Annotated in this window: 13 protein-coding genes and 1 pseudogene; 2 read left to right on the plus strand and 12 right to left on the minus strand. The window is 69.1% G+C overall.

What is annotated here, in order from left to right; translation table 11 throughout:
* From DFO45_RS24175 to DFO45_RS24185, 3 genes and pseudogenes are all read right to left on the minus strand, one after another.
* Positions 1–668: pseudogene (locus DFO45_RS24175) on the minus strand (hypothetical protein); the annotation flags it as partial.
* 62 nt (positions 669–730) lie between these two features.
* On the minus strand, positions 731–1,957 hold the full coding sequence (locus DFO45_RS24180; protein WP_012169276.1) for an argininosuccinate synthase: 1,227 nt from the start codon (positions 1,955–1,957) through the stop codon (positions 731–733).
* A gap of 103 nt (positions 1,958–2,060) precedes the next feature.
* On the minus strand, positions 2,061–2,888 hold the full coding sequence (locus DFO45_RS24185; protein ID WP_133866886.1) for a phosphatase PAP2 family protein: 828 nt from the start codon (positions 2,886–2,888) through the stop codon (positions 2,061–2,063).
* A gap of 121 nt (positions 2,889–3,009) precedes the next feature.
* Between DFO45_RS24185 and DFO45_RS24190 the strand changes: the two genes are divergently transcribed.
* Positions 3,010–3,636: a 2-hydroxychromene-2-carboxylate isomerase gene (locus DFO45_RS24190; protein WP_012169278.1), complete on the plus strand. Its 627-nt coding sequence runs from the start codon at positions 3,010–3,012 to the stop codon at positions 3,634–3,636.
* Between the two features lie 10 nt (positions 3,637–3,646).
* On the opposite strand, the gene DFO45_RS24195 is transcribed toward DFO45_RS24190, so the two are convergent.
* From DFO45_RS24195 to DFO45_RS24220, 6 genes are all read right to left on the minus strand, one after another.
* Positions 3,647–4,129 carry a hypothetical protein gene (locus DFO45_RS24195; RefSeq protein ID WP_012169279.1) on the minus strand — a complete coding sequence of 161 codons (483 nt, stop codon included), beginning with the start codon at positions 4,127–4,129 and terminating at the stop codon, positions 3,647–3,649.
* 176 nt (positions 4,130–4,305) lie between these two features.
* Entirely contained in the window at positions 4,306–4,794 is a 489-nt protein-coding gene (locus DFO45_RS24200) for a hypothetical protein (protein ID WP_133866887.1), read from the minus strand.
* An 89-nt stretch (positions 4,795–4,883) separates the two neighbouring features.
* A complete protein-coding gene (locus DFO45_RS24205) occupies positions 4,884–5,381 on the minus strand; it encodes a hypothetical protein (protein ID WP_133866888.1) in 498 nt (165 codons plus the stop codon).
* Between the two features lie 4 nt (positions 5,382–5,385).
* Positions 5,386–5,772 carry a VOC family protein gene (locus tag DFO45_RS24210; RefSeq protein ID WP_133866889.1) on the minus strand — a complete coding sequence of 129 codons (387 nt, stop codon included), beginning with the start codon at positions 5,770–5,772 and terminating at the stop codon, positions 5,386–5,388.
* 21 nt (positions 5,773–5,793) lie between these two features.
* Complete coding sequence (gene rlmN / locus DFO45_RS24215) at positions 5,794–7,002, minus strand: 23S rRNA (adenine(2503)-C(2))-methyltransferase RlmN (protein WP_245518252.1); 1,209 nt, start codon at positions 7,000–7,002, stop codon at positions 5,794–5,796.
* A gap of 100 nt (positions 7,003–7,102) precedes the next feature.
* Entirely contained in the window at positions 7,103–7,639 is a 537-nt protein-coding gene (locus DFO45_RS24220) for an invasion associated locus B family protein (protein WP_133866891.1), read from the minus strand.
* A 272-nt stretch (positions 7,640–7,911) separates the two neighbouring features.
* Between DFO45_RS24220 and DFO45_RS24225 the strand changes: the two genes are divergently transcribed.
* Complete coding sequence (locus DFO45_RS24225; protein ID WP_133866892.1) at positions 7,912–8,892, plus strand: NADPH:quinone oxidoreductase family protein; 981 nt, start codon at positions 7,912–7,914, stop codon at positions 8,890–8,892.
* A gap of 6 nt (positions 8,893–8,898) precedes the next feature.
* Here the strand turns inward: DFO45_RS24225 and DFO45_RS24230 are convergent, their stop codons facing one another.
* The 3 genes from DFO45_RS24230 to DFO45_RS24240 are packed head-to-tail and all read right to left on the minus strand — an operon-like array spanning position 8,899 to position 15,641.
* The gene (locus DFO45_RS24230; RefSeq protein ID WP_133866893.1) at positions 8,899–9,288 is read right to left on the minus strand and encodes a YkvA family protein; all 390 of its coding nucleotides are present in this window, start codon (positions 9,286–9,288) and stop codon (positions 8,899–8,901) included.
* A gap of 60 nt (positions 9,289–9,348) precedes the next feature.
* Positions 9,349–13,653, minus strand: coding sequence for a translocation/assembly module TamB domain-containing protein (locus DFO45_RS24235; RefSeq protein ID WP_133866894.1), 4,305 nt, complete (start codon positions 13,651–13,653; stop codon positions 9,349–9,351).
* On the minus strand, positions 13,653–15,641 hold the full coding sequence (locus DFO45_RS24240) for an autotransporter assembly complex family protein (RefSeq protein WP_245518250.1): 1,989 nt from the start codon (positions 15,639–15,641) through the stop codon (positions 13,653–13,655). Before DFO45_RS24240 ends, DFO45_RS24235 begins: the two co-directional genes overlap by 1 nt.
* Between the last annotated feature and the right edge of the window lie 355 nt (positions 15,642–15,996).

Here is a 15,996-nt window from a genome sequence, read left to right on the forward strand (position 1 = left end):
TCCATCAGCGCATCCAGCTCCTTCTGGGAGAGGGGCTTATCGGACTTCGGGGCGGGCGCGGGTTCCTCGGCCTTGGGCTCTGGCTTCTTGCGCGGGGGCGGCGAGAAGCCGCCATCCATCAGCGCATCCAGCTCCTTCTGGGAGAGGGGCTTATCGGACTTCGGGGCGGGCGCGGGTTCCTCGGCCTTGGGCTCTGGCTTCTTGCGCGGGGGCGGGGAGAAGCCGCCATCCATCAGCGCATCGAGCTCTTTCTGGCTGAGCGGCTTGTCGGATTTCGGGGCGGGCTTGGGCGCCGGCTTGGGCTTGGGTTCCGGTTCGAACTTGCGGCGCGGCGGCGGGCTGAAGCCCTCGTCCAGGAGCGCCTTCAGGCTCTTCTTGCTGAGCGGAACATAGTTCGAATCACCCTGATCGCCGCCGTCGCCCTCGTCGGGATCTTCCGGAGCGGTGCCGTCCGGCGACGCTGCGGTCGCGTCGGAGCCGGAGGCCTTGGTGTCGTCAACGGCGAAATGGCGGACCGGCCCTTCGGCACGGAGGGCGTCCATGGCGAGCGACATCGCTCGCTTGAGCCAGGAGGGCAGGCCAAAACGCGGCAGCCGGAGCGCAGGCTCCGGCAGCCAGAACGTGAACTGGTACTCCCTCAGCGAAGCGACGCTGGAGGTCACCGCCATGACATCCGCCCTTCTTCACGGGGATACCTCCCCCTGGAAGGATGGATATAGCGGCCCGAGCTTTATTGAGCCTTGCGTGCGCGGGCGGCGGTCGTCCGCAGGCGCAAGGCATTGAGCTTGATGAAGCCGGCAGCGTCGCGATGGTCGTAGGCGACGGCGCCTTCCTCGAACGTGACAAGCTCCTGATTGTAGAGCGAGTACGGGCTCTTGCGGCCGATCACCGTGGCATTGCCCTTGTAGAGCTTCACGGTCACTTCGCCGGTGACATAGGCCTGCGAGTGGTCGATGGCCGCCTGGAGCATCTCGCGCTCGGGGGAGAACCAGAAGCCGTTGTAGATGAGCTCCGCATAGCGCGGCATCAGCTCGTCCTTGAGGTGGGCGGCGCCGCGGTCGAGCGTGATGCTCTCGATGCCGCGATGGGCGGCGAGCAGGATGGTGCCGCCGGGGGTCTCGTAGACGCCGCGCGACTTCATGCCGACGAAGCGGTTCTCCACGAGGTCGAGGCGGCCGATGCCGTTGGCCTTGCCGAGCTCGTTGAGCTTCGCCAGCAGGGTGGCCGGGCTCAGGGCCTCGCCATTGATGGAGACCGCGTCACCCTTCTCGAAGCCGATGGTGATGACGGTGGCCACGTCCGGGGCGGCCTCGGGGGAAATGGTGCGCTGGTAGACATATTCCGGCGCGTCCTCGGCCGGGTCTTCCAGAACCTTGCCCTCGGAGGAGGAGTGCAGGAGGTTCGCGTCCACCGAGAAGGGGGCTTCGCCGCGCTTGTCCTTGGCGATCGGGATCTGGTGGGTCTCGGCGAATTCCAGCAGCTTGGTGCGGGAGGTCAGGTCCCACTCGCGCCACGGGGCGATGACGGTGATTTCCGGCTCCAGCGCGTAATAGCCGAGTTCGAAGCGCACCTGATCGTTGCCCTTGCCGGTGGCGCCGTGGGAGACGGCGTCGGCGCCGACCTTGCGGGCGATCTCGATCTGCTTCTTGGCGATCAGCGGGCGTGCGATGGAGGTGCCCAGCAGATACTGGCCCTCATAGACCGCATTGGCGCGGAACATCGGGAAGACGTAGTCGCGCACGAATTCCTCGCGCACGTCCTCGATGAAGATGTTCTCGGGCTTGATGCCGAGCAGTTCCGCCTTCTTGCGCGCCGGCTCCAGTTCCTCGCCCTGACCGAGGTCGGCGGTGAAGGTCACCACCTCGCACCGGTAGGTGGTCTGGAGCCACTTCAGGATCACCGAGGTGTCGAGCCCGCCGGAATAAGCGAGCACAACCTTCTTCACGTCGCGCGACATCTAATCACTCGAAGGCTTGAGCGGAGCCCGGCAAGGGCGCCCGCTGCGGTTGGGTCGAAGGCCACCCGCGCCATCCGGGGCGAGGGGCGAAAATCCGCGCGGACTATAGGCCCGCGCCGCGCCGTGGCAAGTAGCGTGCGGCAAGACGCGACGCCTGCCGCCACAGGAAGCGTGCCGTAGCGGCGCTCCACCGCCAGAGGCGGGCGGCGAGCCGGTGCAGGGCGACGCCGATCCGCGCCACCCAGGCCTCCGCCTCGGCATCCGTCGGCGCCCCGCGCCGGTCGAACAGCCACCAGCGCAGCAGCACGATTATCATCACCACCAGCACGCCGGAAAAGATGACGTCGGTGAAGAAATGCCCTCCAAAGGCGAGGCGCAGCCCGCCGGCGGCAAGTCCGAAGACCACCGCGGCCCCCAGCGCTACGGGGCCGAGGGGGCCGGGCACGAGGCTGGCCGGCGCTACCGTCCAGAAGCCGAGCGCGCCTTCGCCGGAGACAAAGGAGCAGTTGGCGGGGCAGGTGCCGGCGGTGGAGTACCAGGGCGTGAAGGCCTTCTGCCCCCCGAACTCCTCCACATGCACCGGGCGCGGCCGGCCCCACTTCTCTTTCAGGATGCCGTTCACCATGAGGCCGGGGCCGAGCGCCATGGCGAGCGCCAGCAGCAAGGCAGGACGGGCCGGCATGAACATGCGGCGCGCCGGGAACAGCAGCTTCAGGATCAGTGCGGCGAAGGCTGGGGCGGCGATGACCCAGGGCAGGACGTTGCCCGCCTGCCGCAGCATCTTGCCCCAGCCCGTGCCGGCCCAGGGGAAGCTGTTGGTCGTCTTGTCCCAGAACCAGGCGGTGATGGTGAGGTCGAGGCTCGGAAACAGCGTGAAGAGGATGAGAACGGCCGCACCCGCCAACAAGGTGAGGAACACCAGCCACCGCACGCCGCCCACTCCCGTCTTGCCGGCCGCCGCCGGCGGCGGGGACGATGGATTTTGATCTCGGTCGTTGCCGGATGCACGATCCGGCGCGACAGTCGGCCCGATGTAAGCGGAGGAAACGGCAATGAGAAGGCCAAGCCTGGATTTCTATTACGAGTTCTCCTCCCCCTATTCCTACCTCTCGGCGGTGCGCATCGGCCCCCTGGCCGAGGCGGCGGGCGTGCATGTGACGTGGAAGCCCTTCCTGCTCGGTCCCATCTTCGCCGAACTGGGCTATTCCTCCTCGCCCTTCGTGGACGTGCCGTTGAAGGGGGAGCACATGTGGCGAGACGTGCAGCGCCTCGCCGTCCATTACGGACTGCCGGACGTGGTGCGGCCGGACTTCTTCCCGCTGAACACGCTGCTCGCCGCCCGCGTGGCGCTCCATCTCAACGACGCCTCACGCCCGGGCTTCACGGTGGCCGCCTTCAAGGCGCTGTTCGCGAAGGGCCGGGACATTTCGGACCGGGAGGTGGTGCGGCAGGTACTGGCCGGCCTCGGACACTATTGCGATCACGTGATCGATGCGGCCGAGACGGCCGAGAACAAGGCGGCGCTCAAGGCGCGCGTGGAAGAGGCGCGCGCGGCGGGCGTCTTCGGCGCGCCGACCTTCATCACCGATGACGGGGAGCTGTTCTGGGGCAACGATCGGCTGGAGATGGCCATCGCCCATGCGGCGGCCGGCGGCGCGACGGCGGCCAAGGCCTCCTGAGCGGCGACGCTCAGGCGAAGGCGCGGGAGAAGCCCGAGGGGGCGCGCTGGAAGCCGGCATTCCAGCCCGCCACCGCCCAATAGGCGATGCCGCCCACGAGGCCTGCGGTCAGGAGGTTGTCGGCGCTGATCGCCGGCAGTCCGGCCGCCCAGCCCAGCGAGAAGAGCTGGCCGGTCAGCCAGCCACAGGTGGCGCCGTTGGCAGCGTGGAACATGAAGGAGCGGACGCCGAAATATTCGGACACGGCGATGCCGACGATTGCGAGCTTCCAGATGGTCACCACCTGCGTGGCGGCGCAGGCCAGCAGCAGCGAGAAGGGCAGCTTGCGCGAGGCGAAGATCTCGCTCGGGTCGCGCAGCCAGATGCTGTCCACAGGGGGCTTCGGGGTGATGAAGGCGCCGTAGGTCGCAACCAGCGCACCCGAGAGGGCGGCGAGGACGAGGCCGATGCTGATGACCAGCAGGCGCGTCAGAAGTGGGCTGTGCGACGGCAAGGCGATCCCCGCTTGAGCTGTCCGGACGACCCGGTCCCCGATGCCGCTGGCCGAAATCGGAGGCTCGGGATCAGCCCGGGACTCGATCCGTATCCAGTCGTGTCATCATAGGCCGCGCCCCAAGGCTGGCCAAGGCGCGTAAGGGCCGAGGCTTGGCTCAGGCTTGCATCCGTATCTCAGGCCGGCGGCGGGGGCCGGTCTCCGGGGCCTGTCTTATCGTCGTGTCCGATCTTGCGTCGGCTGCCGGCGCCGCGCCCCGCGATCAGCCAGTAGGCGAAGCCTCCGGCGGCTGCGGTGGCGAGGATGTCCATCGGGAATGGGCCGGCGGGGTTGCCGACGTCCAGCAAGGCGAGGAAGCCCGCGCTCGCGAGGCCTGCGGCCAGCCAGCATCCCATGTGAAAGAGGATGGAACTCTCGCCGCGCACCTCCGCCACCACCGCGCCCGCGACGCCCATCTGCCAGACCAGATACGTGTTCATGTAGGGCTGGACGGCAGTGAGCACGAGGCTGACGGGCAGCAGGATCGCGGCCACGATGACGTCGCTCGCGGTCCATTCCGCCGGCGTGGAGCCGGGCGGCGGGCCGAGCACATGCAGGGTCATGAAGTGCAGCGAGACGAACGCGCAGGCCGCCAGCGCCCCCGCGAGCCCCAGCACCACGACCACGATGCGTGGCAGGAAATCATCGAGCTTGGGCAGTGGATTCTCCCAGGGGCGTGGGGGAAGCCGGATGCGATGGCACCCGGCCGAGCCAATCAGGCCGCTGAGGCAGGGGGCTGCGGCGTGGAGGACGGGCGTGAGCGCACAGGCTTCCAGAAGCCCGCGCTCCAGCCGGCTACGAGCCAGTAGACGAGCCCGCCCGCGAGGCCGGCCGCGAGGATGTAGAAGGGATCGGCTGGGGCCGTGGCCTCTCCGCTGATGCGAGGGAAGAGCCGCGCGCCGACGAAGGCCGAGACGGCGCCGTTGGCCACGTGGAACAGCCACGAGCGGACCGCGAACACCTCGGCGAACAGCACGCCCACCAGTGCCACCAGCCACATCACGCTCACCAGGAAGGTGACGAGGAAGGTGCCCGTGAACAGCGCCTCCATGATCGCCACCCAGGTTTCCGGTGCCAGCCCGAGCGACTGGTTGGCGAGCGCCCCGATGCGCCACTGGCCGAACAGGATGACGGCCACGCCGGCGAGAATCGCGGCGAGCAGGCCGATGGGAATGACGAGGATGCGCAGCAGGAGGCGGAAGACAGAATCCAAGGGATCAGACCGGATGGTGACACACCGCCTCGACATTGTTCCCGTCGGGATCAAGGACGAAAGCGGCGTAGTAATTCGGATGATAGTGGAGGCGGAGGCCGGGCGCGCCGTTGTCGCGTCCGCCCGCCGCCAGCGCGGTCGCGTAAAAGGCATCCACCGATGCCCGGTCCGGGGCGGCGAAGGCCACGTGCAGCGGACCGCTCACCGGCCTGGCATCGCTGATCCAGAAGGAGGGCTTGCCCGCGGCGCCGAAGCCGATATGGGCGTGCCCGCCGGTCTCCTGCGCGCTCACCTGCATCTGCACCGTGGCGCCGAGCGGGCCGAGCGCTGCGAGATAAAAGGAGCGGGAGCGCTCAAGATCGCTGACGGCAAGGCCCAGATGGTCGATCATGCCAACTCCCTTGGCCGGGTGCTACTCCGCCGCGGCCGCCATGGCCCGGAGTGCGAGGCGCTCGCGGGCGGAGAGTTTCTCGGTCTCGCTCTTCAACTGGCCGCAGGCGGCGAGGATGTCGCGCCCGCGCGGGGTGCGCACCGGGCTCGCATAGCCGGCGCGGAAGACGATGTCCGAGAACTTCTCGATCGTCTCCCAGTCCGAGCACTCATACTTGGTGCCGGGCCAGGGGTTGAAGGGAATGAGGTTGATCTTGGCCGGCACGCCTTCCAGCAGCTTGACGAGCGCGCGGGCATCCGCCGGGCTGTCGTTCACGCCCTTCAGCATCACATATTCAAAGGTGATGCGCTTGGCGTTGGAGGCGGCCGGATAGGTGCGGCAGGCCTCCATCAGCTCGGCGATGGGATACTTCTTGTTGATGGGCACCAGCACGTCGCGCAGGTCGTCGCGCACCGCGTGCAGCGAGATGGCGAGCATGGGACCGACCTCGCGGCCGAGCTTCTCGATCTCCGGCACCACGCCCGATGTGGAGACGGTGATGCGCCGCTTGCCGAGGCCGAGCCCATCGCCATCCGACAGGATCTCGATGGCCTCCGCCACCGAATCATAGGCATAGAGCGGCTCGCCCATGCCCATGAAGACGATGTTGGTGACGAGCCGGTCGCCTTCCGTGGGCAGGCCGGGGCCGGTCGCGCGCTCGCGGCCGGGATAGTCGCCCAGCCGGTCGCGGGCGACCAGCACCTGCGCCACGATCTCGGCGGCGGTGAGATTGCGCACCAGCCGCTGGGTGCCGGTGTGGCAGAAGGCGCAGTTCAGCGTGCAGCCGACCTGGCTGGAGACGCACAGCGTGCCGCGATCCCGCTCGGGGATATAGACCGCCTCCACCTCGTGGGGGCGCTCGCCGGGCGTTTCCGCCGGCAGGCGCAGCAGCCACTTGCGGGTGCCGTCCTGCGACACCTGCTCCACCACGATCTCGGGCCGGGCGAGGGAATAATGCTCCGCCATCTGCGTTCGCAACGTCTTGGAGACGTTGGTCATTTCCGCAAAGTCGGTGGCGCCGCGCAGATAGATCCAGTGCCAGAGCTGGTTGACGCGCATCTTCCGCTCGCGTTCCGGCACGCCGATGGCGGCGAGCGCAAGCCCCAGCTTCTCCCGGTCGAGGCCGGCGAGGGAGGGCAGAACGGAAAGCGCCGCCACGGGGGCGGCCACGGCAGTCGGCGAAGGCATCATGGGCGCATACATAATGAATTCCCGCCCGTCCGGCTACCGCGCTTCAAGCATGAGGGGCCTGCCGGCGCAGCCGGCAGGCGGGTCGGGCCATTTCAGGCGGTCAGCGGCATTCCTGCGCCACGCGGTCGAGCGCCTGACCGATACCGTTCAGCGAGTATTTGTCGGTGGTCGGATTCCCACGCGAGGAGCTGGACACCACGATGGCATCGCGGCCCTTGCGCAGGGTGTCCACGAGACGCCCTTCGTCCGCCACGTTCCGGACCCAGGCGCCTTCGGACTTGGTGTAGAGCTCGAATGTGGTGCCGCCAACGGTGACCTTGGCCTCGCTGCCCTCCTTGAGCGGGAAGCCCATGGTGAAGCTCACCTCATTCTTCACATTCTCGCCGGGGCGGGTGCTGATGAAGAAATAGGCCGGATCACGCTTCAGGCCGCCGGGCTGGCGATCCTTCGGCTGGGAAATGGCGTAACAGACCTTCGGAGCACTCGTGCTCACATAGACGCTCCAGTCGCCGAACTGGGCGACGGCCTTGGACGAACCCTGGCCCTGGGCCGAAGCCGTGCCGGCCGCGCAGGCCATCAAAGCGGCGGCCATCAGGGTGAGGCGCGCCCGGTTGAAGCTGGCACGATGGTGAGCCATGGCATCTCCTGAACGAGGTATGCGGTCCGCGCGCATTGACGCAAACATGAAGTCCGTTGCGGGTAACGGTGCCTCCGTAATGGGGGAGGCGGCCGAAAAAATGGCACACACAACGTTTCCCTTTTGATTAATCTCGCGCAAAAGGCGCCGAAAAAGGACGCCGGTTACAGGTTTTTGATGGGAGCCGGTTCCAGGGTGTGGCGTGCCTGAGGCAGCGCCCGCGTCTGATGGATCAGGGGCGCTCATCCACGGAAGGGGAGACGAATCGTCCCATGAAGGCTGTCCTGTGCGTCCGCCACGCTCCGCCCGAGGCTCTTGAGATCGTGGACCTGCCCGATCCCGTGGCCGGGCCCGGCGAGGTGGTGGTGGAAGTGGCCGCCGTCGGCCTCAATTTCTTCGACACCCTCATCATCCGCAACCTTTATCAGCAGAAGCCCGATCTGCCCTTCTCGCCCGGTGGCGAGTTCGCCGGCCGTGTCCTAGCGCTGGGGCCGGGCGTGACCGGGCCGAAGGTCGGCACCCGCATCTGCGGCAACGTCGGTTATGGCGCCGCCCGCGAGCGCCTCGTGGTGCGCGCCGACCGGCTTGCGATCGTGCCGGACGATCTCGATCTCGTGCGCGCCGCCGGCCTCATCATCACCTATGGCACCAGCCTCTATGCCCTGCGCGACCGCGGCGAGCTGAAGGCCGGCGAGACGCTGGTGGTCCTGGGAGCCGCTGGCGGCGTCGGTCTCGCGGCGGTGGAACTGGGCAAGATCCTCGGCGCCCGCGTCATCGCCTGCGCCTCGTCCCCGGACAAGATCGCCTTTGCCCGCAGCCATGGTGCCGATATCGGCATCGATTACACCACGGAAAACCTGAAGCTGCGCCTCAAGGAACTCACCGGCGGTGAGGGCGCGGACGTGGTCTACGACCCGGTGGGCGGAGACCTCTCCGAACAGGCGCTGCGCTCGCTCGGCTGGTGCGGGCGGCTGCTGGTCATCGGTTTCGCGGCCGGGGAGATCCCTAAGCTGCCGCTGAACCTGCTGCTGCTCAAGAATTGCGACGCGCGCGGCGTCGCCTTCGGCACGCAGGCCATGCGCGATCCCGCCTGGCTGACGGCGACCATCACCGAACTCATGGGCTACGCCCGCTCGGGAGCCATCTCCGCCCATGTGGACGCCACCTTCCCGCTGGAGCGCTGCGCCGAGGCGCTGGGCGAGATCGCCGGCCGGAAGGTGAAGGGCAAGGTGGTGCTCACCACCGGCCTGTGACCGGCGTCAGCGCTCTCGGGCCCGCCGCAGGGCCTCATCGGCCGCTTCGCGATGGTGCGGCTTGATGTGGTTGGCGAGCAACTGGAGCGCGCCGAACAGCACCGCCGCATCGTCCCCGAAACCGACGATGGGGATGAAGTCGGGCACGGTGTCGATGGGCAGCACGAAATAGGCGAGGGCACCGAGGAGCGCAGCGCGCACGCGCAGGGGTGTCTCGCGGTCGAAGGCGGCGTAATAGGCCGCGATCGCGTCGCCCGCGAAGGGCACGCGCGCGGCACCGCCTTTCAGCTTCTGCCAGAAGCCCAAGCGGACCCGCGCTTCGTCTTCGGCCGCACGGCTGCGGTCATCGCCGGGAAGGTCGCCCCAGTCGGTGTCGGAGGTGTGGCTGGTGTTCATGACCGATCACATGGGAAAGGCCGGCCCGGCGCGCAAGACGGGTGCCACTGAAGGCCCGTCTCAATAATCCCACTGGGCACCGACGCCCACTTCGCCGGAGCCGTCCGCCCCGGCGCCGCCCTGGATGCGGATGTTCTTGGTCACGTCCACATCGATGGTGGCGCGGCTGGAGCCGGCCGTCGTGCCCTGCCGCACGCCGAGATAGACCTTGTCGTTGATGCGCCGGCCGAAGCCCACCTCGCCGCCATTGCCCTCGGCATTGGCACCGATGCTGAGGCTGTCGAGGCCGAACTGACGGCGCAACTGGTCGATCTGCGCGCCGCCGCCCGAATATTGCGCCAGCGCCTGTGCGAGCTGGAGGGCCTGGCCCGTGGAGAGCTGGCCCGTGGGCTTGCCGAACAGGAGGCGGGCGATCACCTCGTCCTCCGGCAGGCTGGGCGAGGAGGTGAAGGTGATGTCGGGGTCCGAGGCGCTGCCGGTCACGTTCACCCGCGCGGTCACGTCGGAGGCGCTGCTCTCGGCGGTGAAGTCGAGTTCCGGGTCTGTGGAGCCCCGGAAGGTCAGGATGCCGCGTGTGAAATCGAGCCGGCGGCCGAGGATGTCGAAGCTGCCGCGCCGCATCTGGAAGCCGCCGTTGGCGATGGGATCGGCATTGGTGCCGGAGAGTGCGATCTGACCGCCCAGCTCCGCATCGATGCCCATGCCGCGCACGAACACCCGGCTCGGTGCGGCCACCGTGAGATTGAGGCCCAGAACGAACGGACGGGGAGCGCTGGCGCGGGCGGTGCGCCGACCGCGATCATTGGCCCGCATGCCACGGGCCTGCGTCGCCCGCGGCTCGCTGACCTTAGTGCCGGGCGCCACATTCACGTGCCGCACGTTGATCTGCGCGCCGGCGGAGGTGAGGCGGTCGGGAATGTTCACGTCGAGGCTGCGCACGTCGATCCGCCCGCCGACGGTGGGACGGGTCGCGAGCGCGCCGGTCACATTCAGTCGGCCGTCCACAACGAGGCGCATGAGGTCGCTGTTCACGACGCCCGCATTCTGGAGCGTAATGTCCGCCTGTCCGGGGAAACCGGCGGCGGGGTCCAGCGCCACGCTGCCGCGCCCGGTGATGCTGCCGCCATTGAGGGTGCGGGCGCTGAAGGAGGAGAGCGTCACCGAGCGGTCGGTGCCGGTCAGCGTCGCCTCGATGCGGTCGATGGTGACGCCGTTAGGTGCGTCATCGTAGCGGCCGTTGGTGACGCGCACCGTGCCGCCCGCGCTCGGCGCCTCATAGGTGCCGCGCAGGGTCATGTCCACGGCGGCGTTGCCGCTCGCCCGTGCGCCGGAGACAGCAAGCACCGCATTGGCGATGCCGAGGCTCACCTGACCGCGCAGCACCAGATCCATATTCCCCGCGCCCATGGGCACCGAGCCGTTCAGCGTCACGCCCGAGAGCGAGGGGCCGCTGATGCTGGAGCGGATCGTTGCCCGCCCGTCCGCGAAGGTGCCGTCCGCCCGGATGTCGAGCTGGCTGACGCCAGCGCTCTGCATGTCCGGCTGGGTGATGCGGGCGATGATCAGGTTGTAGCGGCCGGTGGGCGCGCTGGCCGGGCCGGAGATTTGGGCCTGACCCGACAGCGTGCCGGCGAGGCCCTGCGTGGGCGTCGCGATCGCCAGCAGCGAGAGGGGCAGGTTGCGGATGTCCGCCGAGAGATTGAGCGTGTCGCCCACGCGACCCTGCACAACAGCCGAGCCGCCGCCGCTCTGGAGGGCGAAGCGGTCCACGGCGATCGCCCCATCCGCGGAGGTGAAGGTGGCGGGGGCGGTGAGGGTGGCAGTGGCTCCGCCATTGGCGAGCCGCAGCGTGTCGAGCCGCAGGGCATAGCGCGCCGGGTCGGTGGTGGCGCGGCCGGAGGCGGCGATGGTCGTGCCCTGCACCACGCCGTCGAGCCTCAGGTTCGTAGTGTTGGCGCCGGCCGGGCTGGCGTCGAGGGTCGCGCGGTCGATCCGGAAACCGTTGCTGTCGATGCCGGTCAGCACCGCACGTCCGGTGAGGCTCGGCGCCTTCGCGGGGTCGAGCAGGGTGAGATTGATGTCGCTGCGGTCGAGCCGCACGCCCGGCGCGGTCACATTGTTCGCATTGGCCTGAAGGGCGATGCGCTGGCGACCGGCATCCACATCAAGGACGAGGGTGGCATTCACCGCCCCGCCCATCTCCGTGAGGGCCAGAGCGGAGAGGTCCGCCACATTCGGAGCGGCGAGCTGAAGCCGACCGGTCATGAGGCCGGAGGCGGCGCGGGAGACGGCGCCCTGCGCGCGGGCGGTGCCGAGCGTGAGGTCGAGGCCGTTCAGGCTCTGGCCGCCGTCCGCCGTGGTGGCAAAGGCGCCCTTTCCGGTGAGCGCCTTGCCACCGATGGTCCCGGAGGCCGCCAGCGTGCCCGCAGGCAGATGGGTGAGGTCGCTGCCGGTGACATCAATGCGAAGGTCGCGCACCTCGCGGCCCATGGCCTTGCCCTGCGGCACGGCGAGCCGGGCGGTGACGCCGAGCTTTTCCAGCGAGCCGGAGAAAGCGGCGTCCGCCTCAAGCCGCCCGGCGACACGGCTGTCCACCTTGCCGATCTCGGCCAGCGACATGACGGCCCGAAGGTCGGCGGCGGTGCGGTCGATGCGGCCGTTCACGGCCACGTCGAGGCCGTTGGAATTGAGCTTGAGGTCGCGCACCGCCACTGCGCCGTCGGCGCCATAGGCGAGCGCGCCCGTGAGACGGGCGGTGCGGCCGAGCATGCCGTCGATGAGAGGCTCGGACGTGGTGATGCCGCGGCCGGAGCCGGAGATATCCGCCGCGAATCCGCCGCCGCTCGGCCGGCTCAGCTTGGCGGTCAGCATCATCTCGCCGGTCAGCGGCCGGCCCGCCAGCGGCGAGAAGGCGGCGAGGTCGAGGCGGGTGATGGAGAAGGTGCCGTCCAGCGCATCGCGGGCGGCCCGGCCATCGAAGGTCATCTCCAGCGGCAGCAGCGCGGCCTTGGCGGTGCGCACATAAGGCGCGCCGGTCTGCGGCAGGCCGCCGGCGGCGGAAATCGTGCCACCTGCCGGGCCGAGGGCCGCATTCACCTTGGGATCGGCGGCGCTGAGCCCCTCCACCGTCGCATCCACCATCCAGCCATAGCCGGCGGCGTCGGGCGTGAGGCGCAGCTTGGCCTTGGTGCTGCGCGCGCCATAGCCTTGGCCGCTCGCGCCGGTCACGGCCGCATGGGCGACGAGGCGGGGCGTCGCCAGCGCGCCGTCCAGCGTGCCGTTGAGGGTCAGAGCCTGGAAGGAGGCGTCCGGCAGCGCCGCTGAGAAGCGCGAGCCGTCCGGCACTTCGGCGGAAAAGGTGAGGGCGATCGTCCCCCCCTTCAGGTCCGCCGTGCCGCTGGCCCGCGCATTGCCGGCGGCGGCATAGGCCACCACGCGGGAGAGCGAGAGGGCGAGGTCCTGCGTGATGCGGGCATCGCCTTCGAGCGTGACACGATCCCCCGCCAGTGGCCGATAGGCTGGCGGCAGCGCCCGCGCGACATCGCCTTCGGCCGAGAACTGGAGGCGATGGGTTTCGTCCTCGCTCTTGATCCATGCGGTGGCCTGCACGCTGGCGAGCGTGCCGGCGCGCACCTGCAGATTGCCCTGCCATGCGTCGATGGGGCCAACACCACGAAGCTCCGCATCGAGTGCCGGCAAGCCTTCCAGCCCCAGGAGGCGCGCCACGAGGCCGCCCGGCGGCTCATGGGCCTGCATCTCCAGCATCAGGATGCGGGCATCCGGGGCGTAGCTCGCCTTGCCGCCCACCGTGCCGGACTGGTCCTTGCGCGTGAGGGTGAAGGCGAGGGAAAGGCCGCGCTGCGGCTCCATCAGCGAGGCGGAGCCGTCGAGCGCGAGCTGTGCGCTCTGCCCGGCAACCGGCTCGGCGAGGCGAATGTCCGCCGCCGCGAGGTGCTGGAGGACGATCCGCGGCAGGGGCGCGGAGCCGCCGCGTGCAGCGGGGCTCGGGGGCAGGTCGGGCCGGCGCAGCACATCCACCCTCTCCGCCGTCAGCGCATGCACCTTGACGGTGCCGGAGAGAAGGGCGGCCGGCGCCCAGGAGAGTGAGAGGCCCTCGATGCGGGCGAACGGTCCCTGCGGATCGGACAGGGCGATCTCGCCGATGCCGATGTTCCACGGCACACCGCCCGTGAGGTCGCGGATCTGGACCGTGAGGCCGTTGCCGGAGGCGAGACTGCCGGCAAGCTGGGCCAGCAGCGCCTTGCCGGGCGGCGTCTGCACCGCGCCGAAGAGCACGAGCACGAACAGGATGAGCCCGAGCACGGCACGGAACAGGACGCGGGCGAGAAGATCGAGCGCGCGCATCAGAAGGCCTGCCCCAGGCTGAGATAGACGCCGTACTTCGAGCCGCCCGGAATGGGATTGAGCGGCACCGCGAAATCGAGGCGCACCGGACCGACGGCCGTGTAGTACCGAAGGCCGAGGCCCACGGAATAATACATGGCACTGAAGTCGGGCACATCGGAGGCGAAGGCGGCGCCCATGTCGAAGAAGGGCACGACGCCGATGGTGTCCGTGATCTTCACCCTGAGTTCGGTGGAGGCCGTGAAATAGCTGAGACCGCCGACGATCAGCCCGGTGGGCGTGCGCGGGCTGGCGGACTGGTAGTCGAAGCCGCGCAGCGTGCCGCCGCCGCCCACATAGAAGCGCCGCTGGGCCGGCACGTCGAGAAGCTCCGGCCCGATGATGGAGCCGGCGGCCACCCGCCCGGCGAGGATCCAGCGCTTGTCCTCGTCGAAGGCGTGATAGGCGGAGAGCTGGGCCTTCAGCATCACCGGCCCGGCGCCGCTTTCGCCAAAGGCGACGAAGGGTTCGACGGTGGCGCTGAACTTGTAGCCTTTCGAGGCGTCGAGGGGATTGTCGGTGGTGTCGGCATTGAGGCCGAGCGGAATGCCGGCGATGAAGGGGTCGGTGGTGCCGAAGGCGTCCTGTACCGTCGATTGCTCGAGATCGACGCCGATCTGCCCGTTCCAGTCATCGTTGAAGCGGTGCTTCACGGCGGCGGTGAAGGTGCCGCCTTCCCGCACATAGGCGTCCGTCACTTCCCGCAAGGCGGCCGCCTCGGCCACAAGGTCCTCATTGGCGGTCAGGATGCCGGGCTTGGTGAAGGTGGCGGCCAGCCGGTAGCCGAAGGGATCGGCGGTGGGCACGGAGTCGGAGCCCTGCGCATACCAGGTGAGCTGAGCATCAAGGCGCAGCGTCTCGCCCCCGCCGAACAGGTTGCGGGCGCCCCAGAAGGCATTGGCAGAGGAGCCGTCGGTGTTGGAATATTTGGCGCCGAAGCCGACATAATGCTGCTCGCGCTCGGAGATCTCCACCTGGATGGGCAACTGGCCCTGCGCGTTCAGATGGTCCGCTTCCCGGAATCGCACCGAGCCGATGATTTCGTACGACGCGAGGCGGCGGCGTAGCGCGTCCAGCCGTTCGGGCGAATAGGGCTCGCCGGGACGGATATCGATGCGGTCCAGCACGAATTTCGGATCGACGGACTTCGTGCCCGAGACCGTGAAGGGGCCGAAGGTGGCGACCGGGCCGGGATCGACCTTGAAGGTCACGTCCAGCGTCTGGGAGGCGTGATCGGCCACCACGTCCTTGCCCAGAACCTTGGCGAAGGGGCGGGACTGCGCGCGCAGGCGATCCACGATGACGCGCTCGGCAGCCGTGATGGACGTGGCGCGGGCCCGCTCGCCGGGTATCACCCGCATCTCGCGCGGGGTGGGCGCCCCGGCCACGGGGCGGCCGGCGGGATCGATGACGCGCACCGCGCCGAAGGTGAAGGCGGGGCCGCTGTCCACATCCACGACAACCGGGACAGGGCCGGCTTTCCGGACCCGCTCCACCGTCTCGAAGACGGTCGGGGCATCCACAGGCACGCCCGCGACGGTGATGGTGATGCGGCCGCCGTAATAACCCTCGGCATAGAGGGCCGCGATGATGCGCTCGCGGTCCGCCAGCGCCCGGCGCACGAGACCGGCGGCGCCCGAGGGAGCCGTGTTCCGCAACCGCTGGAGGTTGGAGGCATCGGTGATGGCGCTGCGAACGGAACTGTCGCCCGTGACGCTCAGCGTCACCGTATAGGGCGTCGCGTCCGGCACCGGGGCGGCGGATTTCGCGCGGCTGGGATCGAACCAGGCGAGCGCCTTGTCGAAGAAGGCGGCGGCATCGTCGGCGGGAGAGGAAGTGCTCTGCGCGCGTGCGTCGGACGCGGCCAGGAGGGCTGCGGCAATGAGCGCGGGCGCGCAGGCGTGCGAGAGCGCGACGCGAGGGCCTCGAAGCCCGCGCGGTCGTCCCAACGCCTGTGACCGCCGCCGCTTCAGTCCCTGCCGCAAACCGCCCCCACTACGCAACGAGCCCTTATTATGGTCCAAACGCGCCAGGGATTTAACCCCATGGGCCGAATCAGCCGGACCGCTGCCGCGAGCGGCATTTGCTGAATTGAACCTTGCGCCAGGACAGCTAGGGACCTTCCGGCGCCCCCCGACAACCCCTGCCGCCGAACAAGGTTAAAGCTCCGGCGCGCAAGCCGGTTCCTCTGCACGCGGAAGGAGGTGGCGTGGTGAGGGCGGGCGTGGGTGTTCTGCCACACGAGGCGTCCGCATCGCTACCCAAGCGCAAGGCCTCGCTCTAGAACGGCTGACGGGCAGATGC

The sequence above is a fragment of the Azorhizobium sp. AG788 genome, assembly GCF_004364705.1.
GTDB classification, from domain to species: Bacteria; Pseudomonadota; Alphaproteobacteria; order Rhizobiales; family Xanthobacteraceae; genus Azorhizobium; species Azorhizobium caulinodans.